Origin of the sequence: Paraburkholderia panacisoli (genome assembly GCF_008369935.1) — a bacterium.
Taxonomy (GTDB): domain Bacteria; phylum Pseudomonadota; class Gammaproteobacteria; order Burkholderiales; family Burkholderiaceae; genus Paraburkholderia; species Paraburkholderia panacisoli.
The window spans coordinates 104,704-122,318 of sequence record NZ_VTUZ01000023.1; the positions used below are offsets into that span (position 1 = coordinate 104,704).

Consider the following 17,615-nt stretch of genomic DNA (forward strand, 5'->3'; position numbering starts at 1 on the left):
GACCAGTCAGGGTGACAACCTTACCTTGTGCTGTGTTGTTGAAGCAGTTCGAGCAGGCGCGAGGCTGCGACTGGCTTTCTGAGAAATGCCGATACCCGCAGGTGGGGCGGCGGTGTCGCCACCGCCGAGTTGAGAAGGACAGGAATGGTTGCGAAGTCCGCCTCGGCCGCGAGCGCGCCTATGAGGGCAGGGCCGTCCATGACCGGCATCATGAAATCCGAAACCACAATGTCGGGGCGCCTTCGGTGTGCTGCCTGCAGCGCCTCATGCCCGTTGGAGGCAGTCATCACCTCGTAACCTTCCCCGCAAATCAACGTCTTAAGCGCCTGAAGCAGGTTCATGTCGTCCTCGACCAGTAACACCATTACCATGACCCCTCCCCAAAGCGGTCGCTTTTCACTTTCTCCGTTTGCCGGCAACCGCTATCGCGTTGTTCGCCCGAGTTGAAAGCGGTTTGTTGAAAGGGCGCGTTCTCGCGGTAGCTGACACTGCCGACAGCGCAGACGGTGCTTCCTTCTTCGTCAATTGCGGATGTCTGCCCGGTGGGTGCCGAGTGCACAAGCGCCTCACTTGCGGGCAACACAGCGGCAAGCAATGCCCGATAGTCCGACGATGACTTTCCGCTTGCGAGCAATTCTTCTTCAAATGCTCGCTGCAGAAACTCGGGGACCGCGTCGCTTAGCGCTTGCGACAGACGGTCGAGCGTCTGTTTTCTTCCGTCGTCGAGAACGGCTGCCAATAGCGCAGCGAGTTCTTCCGTCAGTGCGGTGGAAATGGGCGCGAGCTGTGATTTGAGGTCGTCGAGTAGAGTCCGGGTTTCGGATGGGGTGATGCTCCTCAATGCAGACTTGCGCTTTGCAGCCATCGTGGGGGCTCCCAAGGTCTTTCGGTTGCGTGCACCCGCGCGATAAGTCCGTGCCGGGAGCGGTTGAAATGCCAATAACTGCGCGTAGGGCTTCACAATATGCGCCTGGAGGTCGAATGACCCCGGACTTGCGGCTACTGGATGCATATTGCGCAGAGGTCGACGGTACGGCGATAGATGTTCCTGCCACGCCAGGGCACAAACATGTACTCCGTATATGCGTTGCTTCCGATATACATCCAGTTGTGCAGTTATGCAGAACAACTGACACGGTGACTCCTCGAAGACGCAAGACAAGCGAACCGGCCTGGCATGCCACCCCAAAACGACGATGTTGTGGTCAGGCCGATTCGCGAGCTTTGTGCTGTCATCACGGCAACGCTGTCTCGATGGGACAAGAGTAGGCTCTGCCGAAGGGCGAATCTACTATACGGTGGGATATGTCGATGCAGCGTTAACGTTGCCAGGGTATGCGGGCGTATAGCGACGGTTAGGAGATTTAACGCGCGGTGTCGAACCCTGCATGGTCTGATCCCGTCTTAACCCTCAAGGCAATATTGCCGTCGCGGTTTTAGGCTCTGGGTCCGGTATTCGCGAGGACAAGCTTCCGCGATCCTTTGAACCGTTCTTGAGGATGTGCAGCTCCGGCATGGTAATGGGTCTGGCTATTTCCAGTTCTATTATTGAAGCCCATGGTGGGCAATTCAGTAAGGCCTGAAGGCGCCGCGACGTTCTCATTCAGTCTCTCGCCAGCCCCGAAATAGGAGGTAATCGCTCTGTGACGCACGAAGTGATCGGCACGAACGTGGGATCTGTTCACATATACATTCGTATCATGTCGCCGGGCGCCGTTCCAAGCTAGTCTACAGCTTGAAAAGAGGTACGCGACATCGCTCGTTATCCCCTGGAAATCAGACGACGCCCGTTGTTTCGATGTCGACGATGAAACGCCGTCCGTCTCCCGTTAAGCAGCAGCATCTGGTCGCCTGGCATGCAGGTTCGCATGTCTTGGGCTGGTCGACTCAGTGTCAGAACCAGGAGTGCCGCAATTAATATGGTTCAAGCTGTCTTGATTCAATGCTGTAACGATTGCTCCCAACGTCCCCTGTTAGCCGCCAGCGCATCGGCGGCGTTTTTTTGTATCGCAGGCCAACCCCAAGGGACTGCCGAATCGAAAGCATGGCAAATCGCCGCAGCGAAAATCTGTATCTTGAGTATTGGGAGACGATTACCGCACTACCATCGGCTTGCTCGCCGACATCGCTTGCTCGATGGGTCACGCAAGCACAGCCTGAAAAATCAACCGGACGAATTCATCTTCAGCGTCCCTTCGCAGCTCGTAGAAAACATACCGTCCAATGTGCCGCGCGCACTCCTGCCCGAATACATCACCGAGCTCTGCTGCCGTTCTTGGTAAAACGAAATGGTGCGGTCCAACTGCTCTGGTGCAACATAGAGACGAATTGATTGACTGATTAGTCGCATACGGACTACTCACTATGTTCGATGACGACGCATTCGAAACTGCTCGCCACCGCGGCCTGCTCGATTGCGTCGGGCAACGCGTGGAAGGGAAAGGTCAGCGGGCGGATCTCATTCATGTCGAGTTCCCCAGCCCCGATGAGCGCGAGCAGCCGCCGGTAAGCGGTGCGCGGATACATGAACTGCCCGAGGATCTCCCAGCTATTCATCATTACTTCGGTATAGGGAAGCGGTAGCGGCACAGCCATGCTGCCCATCAGGACCAGTCTGCCGCCAGACGCGAGACTGCGCAGCGCCGCAAGCGTCATGTTCGGGTCGCGCGCGCCGCCCACCATATCGAAGGCCATATCGGCGCCACCGTGAGCCGCGGCGCGGATCCTCTCGACATCCGCCGCGCTGTCGCCGGTAACGACGACCGGCGTGACGCGCCCGCGTCCCGCGTTCGCCAGTGCGTCGAGCGCAGCCGCATTCCGGCCAACCGCAATCACGCGCGCCGCACCCATCGCCACGGCGAGTAAAACGGCGGCCGTGCCGTACGCGCCGGTCGCGCCGGAGACGATAACGGTCTCACCGGCGGCCAGGCGTCCGCGCAGCAAGCCGCCAAACGGCACCACGTAGCGCGTCGACACAGCGAGGTGGGCGGGGTCGATATCGAGCCCATCGTCGACTGGCGTCACGCTTGCTGCCGGCAACAACGCGTACTCAGTTAGCGTGCCGTCGCGCCAGTCCGCCTGAACGCGCTCGGCGACCGCGCCCGCCGCAGTGACCCCGATCAGGATCTGCGCCGGATTCGCGACGTTTTCCTGCGCAACGAAATGCGATGAGATCACAACGCGCTGCCCGGGCTTCAGATGCCAGACCTCGGACCCCACCGCGTGGATCACCCCGACACCGTTTCCACCCGGGATGAACGGACCCTCGGGCGCGTGATAGATCGGCAGCTTGCCGTCGACGTAGTCCTTCATGTACGACATCAGCGATGACGCTTCCATTCGCACCACCACGCTGCCGGTGCGCGGCTCGGGTATCGCGATGTCTTCAAGGGTGAGCGCTCCGCCTGGCCGCTCGAGTTGCCATGCTTTCATCAGTGCTACTCCTTTACTCGAATGAAACCTGCAGCTTCCCTGCACGAGGCGAGCGATACAGATCGGCAATGGTTTGTGGCTGGCGCTCAAAGCCGCGCACGACGCAGCTATTCGAGCGAAGAAGCCTCATGCGCAAGAGGCGCGGGATGTCCTCTCGACGGATTGCATGCGTAATACCTCCGGAGAGCCGGCGATCGAAGCATCGTGATGAAGCCTTGGATGCCATCATCACGCGATGAAGGCTTTGTTTGTATAATCAATACGGCTTTTTTCTTATTAGATCGTACATTTATGGACGCTCTTTCTGATGTGCTGTCACTGCTGCGGGTCAGCAGCGCCATCTCCTCGCGCTTCGAAGGGCGGGGCGCATGGGCATTTCGTTTTCCGGCGTACCGGCATGTCAAGTTCGGTAGCGTGCTGTCTGGGCGCTTCCATTTGTGGATCGAAGGCGAAGGGTCGCCGCAACAGATCGAGGAAGGCGATTTCTATCTGCTAACCAACGGCCTGCCGTTTCGCTCGGCGAGCGATCCTGCCCGTGCACCGCTAGACGGTCCTGCGACGTACCGCTCGATTCGCGGCGCGGACGGTGTTGTCCGCTACCACGGCGAAGGCGAGGGTGAAGGTGAGCTCGTGAGTCTTGCGAGCGGGCGCTTCATTTTCGAGAACGATGTAACGGAGATTTTGCTCAGACAACTGCCGCCGCTCATTCATCTGCGCGCCGCGGATGTGGGTTCGCATGCGTTATCGCGCGTACTCGATCTGCTCAAATGGGAGACCGGCGGGACCTATCCGGGCGCCGATATTGCGAAGAGCAGTCTTGCCACCCTGGTCCTCGTCCACGCGCTGCGCGCGTATCTTGCGTCGACTGAGCGGCCCGAAGGCTGGCTCGGAGCGCTGTCCGACGTAAAGATTGGCGCCGCGCTATCGATGATGCACGCGAAGCCCGGCCAACGATGGACGGTCGAAAGTCTCGCGAGCGCGGTCGGCATGTCGCGCACCGCATTTGCATCCCGGTTTCGCCGCTCAGTCGGAAGTGCACCGCTCGAATATCTGAATCAATGGCGCATGACCATTGCGCGCACGGCATTGCGACACTCGGAAGAACCGTTGGTCGATATCGCTGAGCGCATCGGGTACCTGTCCGATACGGCTTTCAGCATCGCGTTCAAGCGATGGACCGGACAGAGCCCGGGGCGTTACCGGGCGCAAGGCCGGCGAGTGGCAGAGGTATGAGTATTGGCTGAAGACCGCGGCATCCAGGCTGCAGTGATCGCCTCCATCGGACTCGACGACACGGCGCACGGCACGCACACCATGCGTCGCCCAAAGGCTTCATTGATTAACCGGCGAACGAAAAACCTTCGGGCGGTGCAGTCATTTGCTCTTGACGCGTAGCACGCTTACACGCGTTCACAACTTTTTGGCCGGACGGATGGAATAGTCGCGCGTGTTATTCGTTGCGCACCATTTGCTTTTATCTAGCCAGTTCAGCCATTGCAATCGCACGAAATCGCACGCGAAATAAGCCCTTCGTCGAGGAATAAATCCCGCATCCTCCTCGTTCTATGACCGTTACGGCCTTTGGACAAAACAAGGAGTGCGGTCATGAAGTCTTTACTCGACGTGTTCGGCGTCGTAGCATGCGGCGCGGCCATCGCGACGCTCGTGTCATGCGGTGGCGGCGGCGGCTCCAGTTCGAACAATTCAAACCCGCCGCCCATCCAGTCGTCGTTCGCTGTGACGGCGCTCGTGTCGGATGGCGTGGTGTCCGCGCCGCACACTGACGCGCATCTGAAAAACCCTTGGGGCGTCGCCTTCAATCCGAAAGGCTTCGTCTGGGTCGCGGACAACGGCACCAATGTCGCGACACTCTATGACGGCAACGGCGTGCCGCAATCGCTGGTCGTCTCCATACCCGACGGCAAGAACGGTTCAGCGTCGCCCACGGGCATCGTTTTTAACGGCACACAAAGCTTCACTGTCACGGAAAACGGCAAGTCCGGCGTCGCTGCCTTCATCTTCACGGGCGAAGGCGGCACCATCACCGCGTGGGCGCCCACTGTCGGGCCGACCAACGCGTTCGTCATGTACGACGACGGCACGGGTGGCGCCGTGTACAAGGGTCTCGCGCTCGCCGCGATGAACGGCAACAACTTCCTTTACGCGACCGACTTCCATAACAACAAGATCGATGTCTTCAATACCGCCTTCACCAAGGTCGCAATGCCAGGCGCCTTCACGGACCCGGCGATACCGGCCGGCTTTGCGCCATTCGGCATTCAGGCGATCGGCTCGAATCTGTTCGTCACTTACGCGAAGCAGGATGCGGCCAAGCACGACGATGTCGCGGGCGCGGGACTCGGCATGGTCGACGTGTACGACACGGCGGGCAACCTGAAGCAGCACTTCGCGACGGGCGGCCCGCTAAACGCGCCCTGGGGCATAGCGCAAGCGCCCGGCAGTTTCGGCTCGATGAGCGGCGCGATACTGATCGGCAATTTCGGCGACGGCACGATCAACGCGTTCAATGCAACGAGCGGCCAGTCAATGGGGCCGCTCAATGGAACGAACGGCAGTCCGATCGTCGAGCAGGGCTTGTGGGGTATCGCGTTCGGCAACAACTTCAGCAATCAGCCTTCCAATACGCTGTTCTTCGCGGCGGGGCCGAATGACGAAGCCAATGGCGTCTATGGAAGGATCGATTTGAATGCGACGTCGAGCTCAGGCACGAACACGGGTTCGGGTACGGGCACAAGCACGGGCGGAGGAACGAGCATGGGGATGTAGCGCTGAGCGCGCAATAGACAACGGCCGTTCTCCATGCGAGAGCGGCCGCATTTTTTTGCGGGGCGCGACGCGCGCCTCAGACCTGGCGACGCAACGCGGCAGTTGTGCTCACACACCTGTTCGTCCACCACTGCCGCTTAGCGCGCGAGCTGTGCCTGCGCGAGCCGGCCCAGGCGGTGGACGCCGTTTTCGATGCGGTCGTTCCAGACATGTCCGGCGCTCAACCGCAGGCAATTGCGAAAGCGCCGGCTCGCAGAGAAGACGTCCCCGGGTGCGAAGCAAATGCCTTGCTCGAGCGCTTCGTCAAAGAGCGCGCGCGAATCGAAGCGCCTCGGCAGTTCGAGCCAGAGCACAAAGCCGCCTGCTGGCCGGCTCACTTTCGTGTCCGCCGGGAAGCTTGCCTCGATCGTGCGCATCATGCGCGCGAGGTTCTCTTCGAAGAGGCGCCGGATGCCGCGCAAGTGCGTATCGTAGGCGCCGCTCGCCAGGAAGTCCGCGAGCGCGACTTGGGGTAAGACGGGGCAGCAGAGGCTGAAAGCGAGCTTGCGTTCCATCACCTGCTGCGCATAGGCGCCCGCCGCAATCCAGCCGATCCGGTATCCGGGCGCAAGGCTCTTCGAGAACGAGCTGCAGTAGATCGTATTGGCGCCGCCGTCGAGCGCGATGAACGGCTTCGGCCGCTCACGACCGAAGTGGATGTCGCCGTAGACATCGTCTTCGATGAGCGGCACGGCATGGCGCGCGAGCAGGGCGAGGAGCGCTCGCTTGTCGGCCTCGGCCATTGTCGAGCCGAGCGGGTTGTTGAAATTCGATGAGAGCGCGCAGGCCGCCACCGGCTCCATATCGAGCAAGCGTGCGAGCGCGCCGACGTCGATGCCGCGAGTCGGGTCCGTCGGAAGCTCGAATGCCTTCATGCCGAGCATTTCGAGTGTATGCAGCAATCCGAAGTAAGTGGGCGATTCAACCGCGATCGTGTCACCGCGCTTGGCGACGGCGGTAAGCGCGAGCGTCAGCGCCTCGGTGCAGCCGCTCGTGACGAGCAGGTCGTCGGGCGACTGCGCGTGCCCGAAGCGCATCGCCCGCTTCGCGATTTCGCGACGCAAGTGCGGGTCGCCTTGCGGTGCGCAATAGATGTTGTAGCGCGTGCCGTGTTGACGCGCTGCACGCGCGAGCGCGAGGTCGAGCCGCTTCGATTGCAGCAGCGCCGCGTCGGGTACGGCGCAGCCAAGCGGCACGAGCGCGGGGTTCGAGGCGTGCTCGAGCAGTGCCGCGACGGCTCCGCTGATCGACACGGTCGACGCTTTCGTGCGCGCTCGCGAGGCCGAAGGCAACGCGAGTGCGCCGCGGCGCGAGGCTGCGACGTAATAGCCTGACTGCGGCCGCGCGACCAGGATGCCGCGATCTTCGAGCAGGCGATACGCCTGTAGCGCCGTGGAGATACTGATGCGGTGCTGTTCGCTGACGGCGCGCACGGACGGCAGACGCGTGCCCGGCGCGAGCGCGCCATTGTCGATCATGCCGACGATGAGCTCGGCCAGCCGCTCGTAGCGGTACGGGGTGGGCGTGTTCATGGACGCGCTCATAACGGAGTAATCCACGATTATCGATGCGGCGCCCCGGTTCGCCAAGGGAATTGTGATGGTCCATTCCGCAGAAAATTGTGACTGTTACGGTCGACCTGCCGGCGCTACGATGCAAGTGTCGCGATCGCGTCCGAAGGAGCCCGGACGCCGCAGCGCAGCAAAGCGCTGCGCACAGCTGTGATTGCTATCAGGGCTGTGCTGGAGCAGCGGTTTGGCTGCTTGCAACGGATCGTCTGACGAACAACTCACAGCAAATACGAGGCAAAAGCATGCAGGCTATTCAACGGAATTTCGATGAACGACAACAGTCCGGGCTCAGCGGATCGAATCCCCCGGAGTGGCGCGGGAGATTTCCTCACAACGAGATCATTTCACTTCTCAATGTGAATCGGCCGTTCAACCTGGCGGAGAGCACATCGCAGGACCTGACGGTCGGCGAACTCCTGGATCTGGCGGGTCTCGAGCATATCCGCAATCTGAAGCTCGGCTATGGCACATCCGCTGGTTCGGTCGCGCTTCGCGAGGCAATTGCCGAGGGCTGCAACGTTCCAGCCGGGCACATCATCACGACACAAGGTACCGCGCTCGGTCTCTTCCTTCTCGCTTTCGAAGTCTGCCGGTCCGGCGGCGACGAGGCCGTCCTCGCGACACCATGCTTTCCGCCGAGCCGTGATTGCCTTGTCGGAGCCGGCGTTAGTGTCCGCGAGATCAAGCTCTCGTTCGAGAATGGCTATCGGCTGGACCTGGACCAGATCGACGCAGGTTTGTCGCCGAAAACGAAGCTGGTCAGTATCGCTTCGCCACAAAATCCAGGGGGTATTCAGACCTCCCGTGCCGACATCGAGAAGCTTCTTGTCTTGATGGAAAGGCGGTCTCCGGACGCGATACTTTTCATCGACGAGACCTATCGAGAGGCCACCTATGGCGACAGTGCAGTGGTCGAGAGTTTCGCGGGACTCGATTCACGTATCGTCACCGGCGCGTCGGTGTCGAAGGCGCTCGGCGCGCCGGGCTTGCGGACGGGTTGGCTTACCGTAGCGGACGCGGATCTTCGGGAGCGTCTGGCCGTCGCCAAATTGAACACCGTGATCTCCGGATCGGTTCTTGACGAGACGCTCGCCACAGCGCTTCTGCGCAACAGGGAAAGTGTGCTCGCATCGCGCCGCCGCTTGCTAGCCGGTGCTCTCCAGGAACTGGCGCTTTGGTGCGACAGCGAGCACAGGCGTATCGAGTGGGTGCGCCCTGACGCCGGGGCGTTGTGCTGCCTGCGCCTGCGCTCCGACGCATTCGATGAAACCGCTGTCGCGCGCTTCTGGGATCTGCTACCAGGTCATGACTTGCAGCTGGCATCCGGCACATGGTTTGGCGAAAGCAGCCGTGTATTCCGGCTGGGCTTTGGCTACCTGCCGCCTGAGCGCTTCGGACCCGCGCTGTCCGCTCTTTCAATGGCCATGGACGCCGCTACGGCATGACTTGTCAGGATAGCCGGGAAACATCGCGCTGAAACTTGTCCGATTTGGTCCGCATGGCGACGAGCGGCCAAGTATCCCCAATGCCTCCGGAACGGTGCGCGACGCCATCCAAGTGAATTCATGACGTTGTTGCCCGGCGATCTTCTCTTGACTGGAACGCCTCACGGCGACCGGAACCTTAACTGCTGGACATATGGAGCACAGCTATGAGAGTAAGCATCCAAAGGGTGTCCGGGTGTCCGCGGGAGTCAGACGAGGCGAACATGAAGCGAGCTTATCAAGTAGTTGACGTCTTCACCTTCCGGCCGCTTCTGGGCAACCCGGTGGCCGTGGTAATGGACGCGGAGGGCCTGACCACCGACGCGATGCAGGCGGTCGCGAGCTGGACTAACCTTTCAGAAACCACATTTGTCCTTCCGCCCACGGTAGCAGAGGCCGACTATCGTTTGAGGATTTTCACACCGCGTAGTGAACTTCCCTTCGCTGGACATCCGACGCTGGGTAGTGCTCACGCTGTTCTGGAAGCTGGGCGTGTCACACCTCGCGCAAGCGGCCGATTGATTCAACAATGCGGCATCGGCCTCGTTGAATTGACGATCGAGGAGCGAGGCGCAGAACGCCAGCTCACCTTCGACCTGCCGCCTGCGAAGTTGCAGCCGCTGCACGCGGCAGATGTAGCGGAGCTGGAGCTTATCCTCGGGTGCAAAGTGGGCCTCGAGACTGCGCCAGCTGTCGTGAATGTTGGCGCCATCTGGATGGTGGTGCATCTGAACGATGCTGCTTCCGTACTCAATCTTCGGCCGGATTTCATGAGATTGGCGCAGCTCGAGCGCCGCCTCGGCGTTACGGGCCTGACCGTATTCGGCACTCGCGAGCATGGCGACGGCGCGGCAATAGAAGTGCGTAGCTTCGCGCCGTCCTGTGGGGTGGAGGAGGATCCTGTCTGCGGAAGCGGCAACGGCAGTGTGGCTGCCTTCCAGTGGCAACGCGGCCTGTTGCCGCCCGGCTGCACAGACTACGTGGCTGCTCAGGGACAGTGCGTCGGTCGAGATGGACGAATAAAGGTAAGCGTCGATGCGAACGGAAATGTACGCGTGGGTGGTTATTGCGTCACAACTGTGGAGGGCTCGCTTACGCTCTAGACAGGGAGTGGGCGCGAGACGCGCCGAAACTGGTTGCGCGTTGGTTTCCGACATTTTCCGCATTCGAAAGAAAGGACGCAGACGTTTCGAAATGAATTCCGCATTCTCCACTGACTCATCGTCCCGCTTCATCTCGGTCACCAATCCCTTCGATGGCGTCGAAGTCGGCACGGTCGTGAACATTCCGCCGGAAGGCGCGCAGGTGCTGATCCAGACCGCGAAGGATGGCGCCCGCGTTTGCCGCAACCTGTCCCGCTACGAACGGGCTCGCGTGCTCGAGACCTGCGCATCGCTCGTGGACCGTGATCAGGACGTGTTTGCCAGTCTCATCGTCGCGGAAGCGGGTAAGACGGTCAGGCAGGCCAGGAAGGAAGTGCTGCGCTGTGTGAACACGCTCAAGCTATCCCCGATGAAGCGCAGGTGAGGTCGTGCCGTTCGATGCGTATGGTGGATCGGAAAACCGGCAGGGATGGGTCGTGTGCATCAGGAAGACGGTATATGGCAACCAGGAACATCCAGCAACGGCCCAATAAGGATCGGCACGGGCGTTGCCGCGTTGCATTCGATATTCTTCACTTTTCTGGAAAGTGGCGATCATGTCATTGTCAGCGAGGTAACGTATGAGGCTGATTGGCGTCTTTTCAGTGACCTGCTCCCGAAACGGTACGGTATCGAAGCAACGTTCGTGGACATCAGCGACCTCGCTGCGGTACGCGAAGCCGTACGTCCGAACACGAAGCTGATTCATGCCGAGACGATTGCCAATCCGACCACGAAGGTGGCAGATGTCCAGGCGGTTGCAAAGATTGCACATGATGCCGGCGCCATGCTTTCAATCGACGCGACGTTCACGCCCCCACCCATGTTTCGAGGCCTTGAACATGACGCGGATCTCGTTGTTCACTCACTGACGAAGTACATCAACGGGCATGGTGATGCGATGGGCGCAGCCGTGATCGGACGCGCGGAACTGATTCGCGGTCTGAAGGCCGATGTGCTTTTCGATGTGGGCGGTTCAATCTCGCTTTTCAATGCGTGGCTGATCATGCGAGGTTCAGTGACCTTGCCACTACGTTTGGCTCAGCACATGTCGACTGCGCGGCCGACTGCGGAAGCTCGAAGTACGAGGTATCGGGGGCTACCCGTGGCTATCAATCCAGGCGCAAGCCCAGTCCAGACCGGCATGCTGTGCTTCATCCTCGGTATCGAAATAGCCGAGAATCCCCGACGCTTCGACAAGCTTGCCCGACCGCGTGATCGTCCCACTGGCGGCGAAGCGTTCGGGTTGCAAGATGGCTTCCTGCTGGAGGATGGCATGACCCCAGATGCTGTAGCCGTTATAGCTCTGTGACTCCATCAGCGGATCAACTCTGCTGACATGCTGCGGGAATCGACGCGAAGCACATTGCCTTCAGGAGTTATCTGGCGCGGGATTTCAGACATATCGCGTGCGTGGGGCGGCACGTTCTCTCGAGGGTTGGTTTTCGTCGCAAGCTTTGCAACCGGCGTTGGTGCGCGCCGCGTGTAAAGCTTGATTGTATGCGTAGCTCCGCGGCGATGAAGTACCGCTTTATGGGCAGTGTTGAAGTAGTGCGGCGCGCTCGCCCGTGCTTCGGGCGGGTTCCAGACCTCGACATAGCTGCCGGCCGCGTGCGCGGTCGGAGCCAGCGCTATCAGTACGATCAGTTGGGCGATTTTTCTCACGAACTCTCCTTGCTACTTTTTCGCTTGAGCCACTCTCTGCAACCGACGCCAAGTCCAACGCATCCGCCATCGCAGCCGCTGCAGTATCGCCTGTCACTGACCGCATCGTCGACGCCCCAGATGTTACCGGTGGCGGGCGACGCGGTGCCAACCGTGCGGCCATTTTCACTGGCGTAAAAGGTCGGCTCGCCGGCTTTTCCACGCCTGAGCGCTTCGTCGACCGCCGTCTCCAAATGCTGACCGCAGCTTCGCGGTGAACCTGGCAATCTCCGGCATCGGATGGCCGGCATTGCGAACGCGCGCATCCATGGTGCAGCCTCCGATTAAAAGTGTCAGTGCACTGTCTCAAAATTGAATGTGAGATACTGTATAAATATACAGGTTTTTGAGCCACTCATGTCCACCACTATCTCTCCGGCTGAAGAAATACACCCGTCCCTATGGCGGGCATCCCAGCTCGCACGTGGTCGTGAACGGGTCGTGGACAGATTGAAGAACACAAACCAGTACGGAGACGGCGGTGTGACAGGGCAGAAAGGGCCAATGGCCGCTTTGTGGCCTCGTAACTCAGCGGGTACAAGTGGCCATCTGCGGTCATTGGCCCGCGCTCTCACACCGACATTCGAAGGACAACTCCTTATGGATACCGGACCGTCAGGTCCAAAACATGTCCGTCAAGTCATTGTCCGGACCTTCGTCCGGTCAGCGGACCACGTAGCGCTTGTCGATTGCGGAACCCACTGCCTTGACGAAAAGCTCGTCGCGCGGCGAGCAAGCCGACTCCCGGAGCATTGCGGGACCGGATGGCTTCAGGGACCTGCCGCGTCGCTATCAGACCAAGGTCCAATTGTTTTGACGGCAAGCAGGTGCCACTATTCGTATGACCTGGGAAGATCCCGATGCGGGAATCCGTTTCATACCGCCAGGTCGCCTTTCGCATGGAGCGCGTGTCATGAGCAAGTGTCTGCGGCTTTTTCTTGTGGTCTGGGTTTTGCTGCTCACGGCGGCCTGTTCGACGCGACAGACTTCGTCGCCAGGAACGGGTGATCCAGAACTGGAGGCGCAAGCGCGCGCGGCGCTGCAGCAACTGTTTGACACGGCGCCTAGAGCCAGGGACCTTCATGATCGGGCGAAGGCAGTTCTCGTGTTTCCGAACATCTTTCGGGCGGGCCTCGGGGTGGGCGCGCAAGGCGGAAGAGGCGTACTGTTCGGTTCCGACGGCAAAGTCCTGGGCTACTTCAGAAACACAGGGGTTTCGTGGGGCCTGCAGGCTGGTGCGCAGACGCTCTCGGAGGCGTTGTTTCTGATGACCGACGCAGCCGCGCGCCAACCCTTCGATAGTAGTGGTTGGGCCGTTGGCGTAGGCCCGACCGTTGTAGTCGTGGATGCGGGCGCGGGCAGGTCGATGAACACCACAACGCTGCAGGCGGATGTCTATGCATTTATCTTTGGCCAGCAGGGATTGATGGCCGGGCTTGGCGTACAAGGCCAACGGATTACGAGGCTCAATCCGTGAAGTGAGCGACGGCCCCGTGGAGTTGGAACTCCTCTTTTAGCTGGTATGACCTTGGCCCACCTCGTCGACTTCCCCGTAAGCCGACATTCGCGAACCATGAAAGCTGCAGCTATCCGAACGTCGGCAATGGGGAAACCCGTTGATGCCGAACCGGAGCGGTGCCTGCGGACTTCCACTGGACACGAGGCTACGGGGATGTGCCGCACCGGTAGGTGTGTCACTGCGATGTCGCCCTAGCGCGTGATAACCACGGTGGTCTCGGATTCATACGCGATCCGCACGTGACTATGGCGCGCGAGCGACTGCATCACTTTCACGAGTTCGGGGCGGCTGACCCGGACCGAATGCGGCGTACCCGCCTTGTCCTCGACCGTCAGCAGGTTCAGCTTGTGATCGACGCCGGTGACTTCGGCCACGCCCTGGAAGACTCTGAGCGCCTGAAACTTCTCTTGTCCGGCCACCGGCGAATACTGGGTCAGCCTGACCGTACGGCTCAGGCGCGTGAGCGGTACGCCCTGCGCGACCGACAGTTCGGTGACATAGGGCTCCAGATAGCTCGCCGTGAGCTTGTCGCCGATCCTGACGGCGCTGAGCGCATCCCGGTGATCTTTCGCGTTGAAACTCAGGTCCTCGTGGCCCGGGACAGTCACGACGATGATCGCGTTTTTCTGGTCGATCAGGCTGACGATGCCACTCTCGCTGTCGACCGATGCGCCGCTCGGGACGGCTTGCGCAGTCGCCGACGGGACGGCGTCGTCCGCGCCGCACTCGGGGACCCATGCGGCGGACAGGCCGAAAGCCGCAACAAGGCAAATACAGCGGTGGCTAACGGAAATGCGTGTATTCGATCGGAATGGCATGGCAGTCCCCTTGTGCGATCAGGTACTTGTTCACGACGCGCGCGTTGCGCACGGCCCGTTCACCACTGCTTTGTCCAGCGAGACCATCCTGGCGCGCGGCGCGCCTTCAACCGTCGCTGTACTTCGTTCTGCGCTGCGGGTGCTTCTGCACGGATCTATTCGTGACGGCTTCGAGTATCGGGCGTTGCTGAGCTGCGGCGAAATTCGCGAACACCAACGCGCAGGTCATCGAGGCGAACACGACAATGGGTGTCGATACGTCGTCAATTGCACCCGTGACTGTTCGCAGTCCGGTAGCAGTTGGTCCCACCTGGGCCGTGAACGACGCCTTTGCCATTCTTCGTCGTCGCCTCGCCCCCCCGGCTGGTCTGGGTCGTCCGTGCACCATTCTGGTTCGTCTGGGACGTCCAGGCCTTACCTGTGTTCCGGTTATAACCGCCGGCCGTCTGTCCGTTGCCACAGACCGTTACGCCACGGGCGTTCTTCGCACATTCTGCAAACGTGTTCGCCGACAGCATCACGCACACCAGCATTATCAGAGTCTTCATGAACATTCCCCTGTCAGGGCTGCGGCAGTGGATGCATTCTCGGAGTCAATCGGATCTTGTCCGGGGTCGTGGCCAGCATCGCAATTTGGCTGTACTGGATATCAGTGTAGGTCTTTCAGGGGCGTTTTCCTCCCCAGGTCGCATACACACTGGCAGATTCAGGGGAACGGCTGGCCATGCGATCGAAGCTGCCTTGCACAGGAGGTTTGCCGAGTCGTCAGCCAAGGAGCGGCTTGCAGCCTTAAATTCGATGTGCAACGAGCGGCGGCCATCGCCGAGTACGGGCGGGCGACACGACAGCATGCATGACCGTTGCACCTCGAAAGCGGCCTGCGAGCGATCGCGACCGCGTATGACTGGAGAGGATCGGGTTCTGCCGACCGCGTCGGACAGCAGTCGGGCCAGAAGCCGTCACAGCAAGAACAAGCAGCGATGACAATGATGAGCCGTTGCCGTCGGACAAGCTACTCTGCGCGTCTGGAGTTGAGCAATGTCCGGCAAAACGCAGACGACTTGAGGTCGGCGAATGCCCGTTAGGCGTTGAACGTGAACGTCCAGGCGCTACGGCTTCGAACGTCGGCTTCACGCCCCGAGGTGGTCAGTCAAGGTTTTTCAGAGGGAAGTTGGTTTCCGGAACCCGGTTCGTAAGGAACGGGGCAGGCCTGTCGACGGCGATGGTCCATCCTGGCTGGTTTAACTGCTGCGGGCAGGCGGCAACAACAGTTGTGGCGATATTGTCTGGCATTTTCCCAGCCACAGACCTCGCCAGGTCACGAGTACGACGGGATGTTTTCGGGCTGCCGTTCTAAATCGATTGACAGCGCGCAACTGACGGTCTTGGCGGCCATTTTGAATGCCATATGCATTCGAGCAGCATGTACTCTTCACGCAGTGACGAAGACTCTGATTAGAAGTCGGCGAACACGACCAACGTAGAAGTCACATGGCGCGGAGGGGATCAGGCCCGGAGAATCAGCGGGCGCCGGAAAGACAATCGGCGCCCGCCGGTGGCCTGCTGCGCGGGGCGGGCAGGCTATGTCTTGCTGCTTACGCTGCTGCGTCCTTCAGCTTCTTGAGTGCGCGCGCCTTGATGCGCACAGACGCCGGCTTCGCGTCGAACCAGCGATCTTCGCCGGTGAACGGGTCCTTGCCGAAGCGGCGCTTCTTCGCCGGCACTTGCTGCACGACAATCTTCAGAAGACCCGACAGCGTGAACTCGCCTGCACCCTTCTTGTGGATCGTGCCGAGAATGGTGTCTTCCAGCGCTGCGAGCACGGCCTTGGCAGCTTTCGGCTCGACGCTAGCCGCTTGAGCAATGTACGCGGCGAGCGATGCCTTCGTGAACTTCTCCTTCACGGGCGCGCCAGCGATCAGCTTCTTCGCCGCACCGTTTGCAGCCTTGACCGCGCCAGCCTTGGGGGCGGCGGCAGTTTTTTTCACTGCTGCCTTGGGAGCAGCCTTCGTTGCCGTCTTCGTCGCGGCCTTTGGGGCAGTCTTCGTTGCAGTCTTTGCCATAGTCGTGGTTGACTCACTTTTGATTTAGGAGACGTGTGCTGCACCTTCGCGCAGCAAACACGCGCATTCTATGACGCTCCACGCTCGGTGTGTCAAGAAAACGCCTTAAAAAACGCATTCAAAGTTCTATTTCCACAACTCCCCGCCTTCGGTAAGTGCTGAAAGTGAGGTACATCACCACCTATTCTGTTGTTGGCACGCAGCGTGACAGGTGAGCGTTTCCGGGATGCGTGGGAGGTTGCGGCATTCTTGCGGCCGGCGTTTTTCCGTTGCACAAACAAGAAAGCACGCACCCTCCGAAAGTACAGTGCGGCATGTACAGCTACAGCAAGCGCTCCTTGAGCGCCGCAGTCGATTCGATTGGTCTCGCGGCCGCCTTCGCGCACATACGTGTCCGCCACCCGCATCTGAAAGCGCACGGATTCCCCGGTCACGAGCGGAGCCCATGACACGTCGGTTTCTGCCGGCTCCTGACGAGTGCGCGCCAGAGAGTCTGAGACTCGTCGAAGTACAGAGGCAGCTTCAGGATCCGGAACGCGCAGCATGCGCAACAGCCTGACGTCGACCAGGACATGAAAGCCTGGCAGAAGCCAGCGGCGTCCATGTCCCCGCAGCCGGATCGTACAGTTCGGCTGACGATAGCTGGGTTCCCCCGATTCCCCCCGCCACGAGGGCCCGGCCCGTGGGGAGCCGCGTAGCGGTATGGAACATCCTTGCCTGGCTCAGGTTGCCGGTTTGCGACCAGCTATCCGTAACCGGGTCGAACAGTTCGGCGGAGGACAGCACGTTTTTGCCAAAACCCGCCGCCACGAGCACCTGGCCGTCGGACAGGAGCGTCGCAGTGTGCCGGTAGCGTGCCTGGTTCATGTAGTCGGCAGGCAGCCATTCGCCAATCACGGCGACATTCACCTCAATGGTGACCTGCGCGGTGACGCTCCCCACAGTATTGCTGCCGGTCACCGTGTAGGTCGTCGTTACTCCTGGCTTACAGCGGACGATCAAGCCAAGCGCCAGAACGCCCAGTTTCATGTCGATCTCGTGCAATCGCCAGCATTA

At 60.5% G+C, this 17,615-nt stretch carries 16 protein-coding genes and 2 pseudogenes; 9 read left to right on the top strand and 9 right to left on the bottom strand.

What is annotated here, in order from left to right:
• Positions 1 to 20 precede the first annotated feature (20 nt).
• Together FVF58_RS29525 and FVF58_RS29530 are read right to left on the bottom strand one after the other, a co-directional pair.
• The gene (locus FVF58_RS29525) at positions 21 to 365 is read right to left on the bottom strand and encodes a response regulator (protein WP_246217234.1); all 345 of its coding nucleotides are present in this window, start codon (positions 363 to 365) and stop codon (positions 21 to 23) included.
• Positions 365 to 865, bottom strand: a complete 501-nt coding sequence (locus FVF58_RS29530; RefSeq protein ID WP_149673308.1) for a hypothetical protein — start codon at positions 863 to 865, stop codon at positions 365 to 367. Before FVF58_RS29530 ends, FVF58_RS29525 begins: the two co-directional genes overlap by 1 nt.
• Before the next feature lie 589 nt (positions 866 to 1,454).
• Between FVF58_RS29530 and FVF58_RS54850 the strand changes: the two genes are divergently transcribed.
• Positions 1,455 to 1,583, top strand: a complete 129-nt coding sequence (locus tag FVF58_RS54850) for an ATP-binding protein (RefSeq protein WP_425468981.1) — start codon at positions 1,455 to 1,457, stop codon at positions 1,581 to 1,583.
• A 772-nt stretch (positions 1,584 to 2,355) separates the two neighbouring features.
• Here the strand turns inward: FVF58_RS54850 and FVF58_RS29545 are convergent.
• Positions 2,356 to 3,432: a quinone oxidoreductase family protein gene (locus tag FVF58_RS29545; protein WP_149673310.1), complete on the bottom strand. Its 1,077-nt coding sequence runs from the start codon at positions 3,430 to 3,432 to the stop codon at positions 2,356 to 2,358.
• 291 nt (positions 3,433 to 3,723) lie between these two features.
• Here FVF58_RS29545 and FVF58_RS29550 point away from each other — a divergent pair, with 291 nt between their 5' ends.
• The 3 genes and pseudogenes from FVF58_RS29550 (at position 3,724) to FVF58_RS29560 (ending at position 6,219) form a co-directional block, all read left to right on the top strand.
• Positions 3,724 to 4,665, top strand: coding sequence for an AraC family transcriptional regulator (locus tag FVF58_RS29550; RefSeq protein WP_149673311.1), 942 nt, complete (start codon positions 3,724 to 3,726; stop codon positions 4,663 to 4,665).
• Positions 4,666 to 4,701: 36 nt separating this feature from the next.
• A pseudogene (locus FVF58_RS53125) lies at positions 4,702 to 4,806 on the top strand (integrase); the annotation flags it as partial.
• 231 nt (positions 4,807 to 5,037) lie between these two features.
• Positions 5,038 to 6,219, top strand: a complete 1,182-nt coding sequence (locus FVF58_RS29560) for a TIGR03118 family protein (RefSeq protein ID WP_149673312.1) — start codon at positions 5,038 to 5,040, stop codon at positions 6,217 to 6,219.
• 137 nt (positions 6,220 to 6,356) lie between these two features.
• Here the strand turns inward: FVF58_RS29560 and FVF58_RS29565 are convergent, their stop codons facing one another.
• Positions 6,357 to 7,790 (bottom strand): aminotransferase-like domain-containing protein, encoded by a 1,434-nt coding sequence (locus FVF58_RS29565; protein ID WP_149673313.1) that lies wholly within the window; start codon positions 7,788 to 7,790, stop codon positions 6,357 to 6,359.
• 281 nt (positions 7,791 to 8,071) lie between these two features.
• Here FVF58_RS29565 and FVF58_RS29570 point away from each other — a divergent pair, with 281 nt between their 5' ends.
• The 4 genes and pseudogenes from FVF58_RS29570 to FVF58_RS29585 all read left to right on the top strand — a co-directional run.
• Positions 8,072 to 9,274, top strand: coding sequence for a pyridoxal phosphate-dependent aminotransferase (locus FVF58_RS29570; protein ID WP_149673314.1), 1,203 nt, complete (start codon positions 8,072 to 8,074; stop codon positions 9,272 to 9,274).
• Between the two features lie 263 nt (positions 9,275 to 9,537).
• Positions 9,538 to 10,416 carry a PhzF family phenazine biosynthesis protein gene (locus FVF58_RS29575; protein WP_149673315.1) on the top strand — a complete coding sequence of 293 codons (879 nt, stop codon included), beginning with the start codon at positions 9,538 to 9,540 and terminating at the stop codon, positions 10,414 to 10,416.
• 91 nt (positions 10,417 to 10,507) lie between these two features.
• Positions 10,508 to 10,840 carry an aldehyde dehydrogenase family protein gene (locus tag FVF58_RS29580; RefSeq protein ID WP_188130965.1) on the top strand — a complete coding sequence of 111 codons (333 nt, stop codon included), beginning with the start codon at positions 10,508 to 10,510 and terminating at the stop codon, positions 10,838 to 10,840.
• A 45-nt stretch (positions 10,841 to 10,885) separates the two neighbouring features.
• Positions 10,886 to 11,518, top strand: a pseudogene (locus tag FVF58_RS29585) (aminotransferase class V-fold PLP-dependent enzyme); the annotation flags it as partial.
• 36 nt (positions 11,519 to 11,554) lie between these two features.
• Here the strand turns inward: FVF58_RS29585 and FVF58_RS53130 are convergent.
• The gene (locus FVF58_RS53130; RefSeq protein WP_246217235.1) at positions 11,555 to 11,773 is read right to left on the bottom strand and encodes a hypothetical protein; all 219 of its coding nucleotides are present in this window, start codon (positions 11,771 to 11,773) and stop codon (positions 11,555 to 11,557) included.
• The gene (locus FVF58_RS29590) at positions 11,773 to 12,120 is read right to left on the bottom strand and encodes a hypothetical protein (RefSeq protein ID WP_246217236.1); all 348 of its coding nucleotides are present in this window, start codon (positions 12,118 to 12,120) and stop codon (positions 11,773 to 11,775) included. Before FVF58_RS29590 ends, FVF58_RS53130 begins: the two co-directional genes overlap by 1 nt.
• 952 nt (positions 12,121 to 13,072) lie before the next feature.
• Between FVF58_RS29590 and FVF58_RS29605 the strand changes: the two genes are divergently transcribed.
• A complete protein-coding gene (locus tag FVF58_RS29605; RefSeq protein WP_149673318.1) occupies positions 13,073 to 13,636 on the top strand; it encodes a lipid-binding SYLF domain-containing protein in 564 nt (187 codons plus the stop codon).
• A gap of 233 nt (positions 13,637 to 13,869) precedes the next feature.
• On the opposite strand, the gene FVF58_RS29610 is transcribed toward FVF58_RS29605, so the two are convergent.
• The 3 genes from FVF58_RS29610 to FVF58_RS29625 form a co-directional block, all read right to left on the bottom strand.
• Positions 13,870 to 14,496, bottom strand: a complete 627-nt coding sequence (locus tag FVF58_RS29610; protein ID WP_149673319.1) for a hypothetical protein — start codon at positions 14,494 to 14,496, stop codon at positions 13,870 to 13,872.
• Positions 14,497 to 16,091: 1,595 nt separating this feature from the next.
• A complete protein-coding gene (locus FVF58_RS29620; protein ID WP_149673321.1) occupies positions 16,092 to 16,559 on the bottom strand; it encodes an HU family DNA-binding protein in 468 nt (155 codons plus the stop codon).
• A gap of 522 nt (positions 16,560 to 17,081) precedes the next feature.
• Positions 17,082 to 17,588, bottom strand: coding sequence for a Kelch repeat-containing protein (locus FVF58_RS29625; RefSeq protein WP_149673322.1), 507 nt, complete (start codon positions 17,586 to 17,588; stop codon positions 17,082 to 17,084).
• Between the last annotated feature and the right edge of the window lie 27 nt (positions 17,589 to 17,615).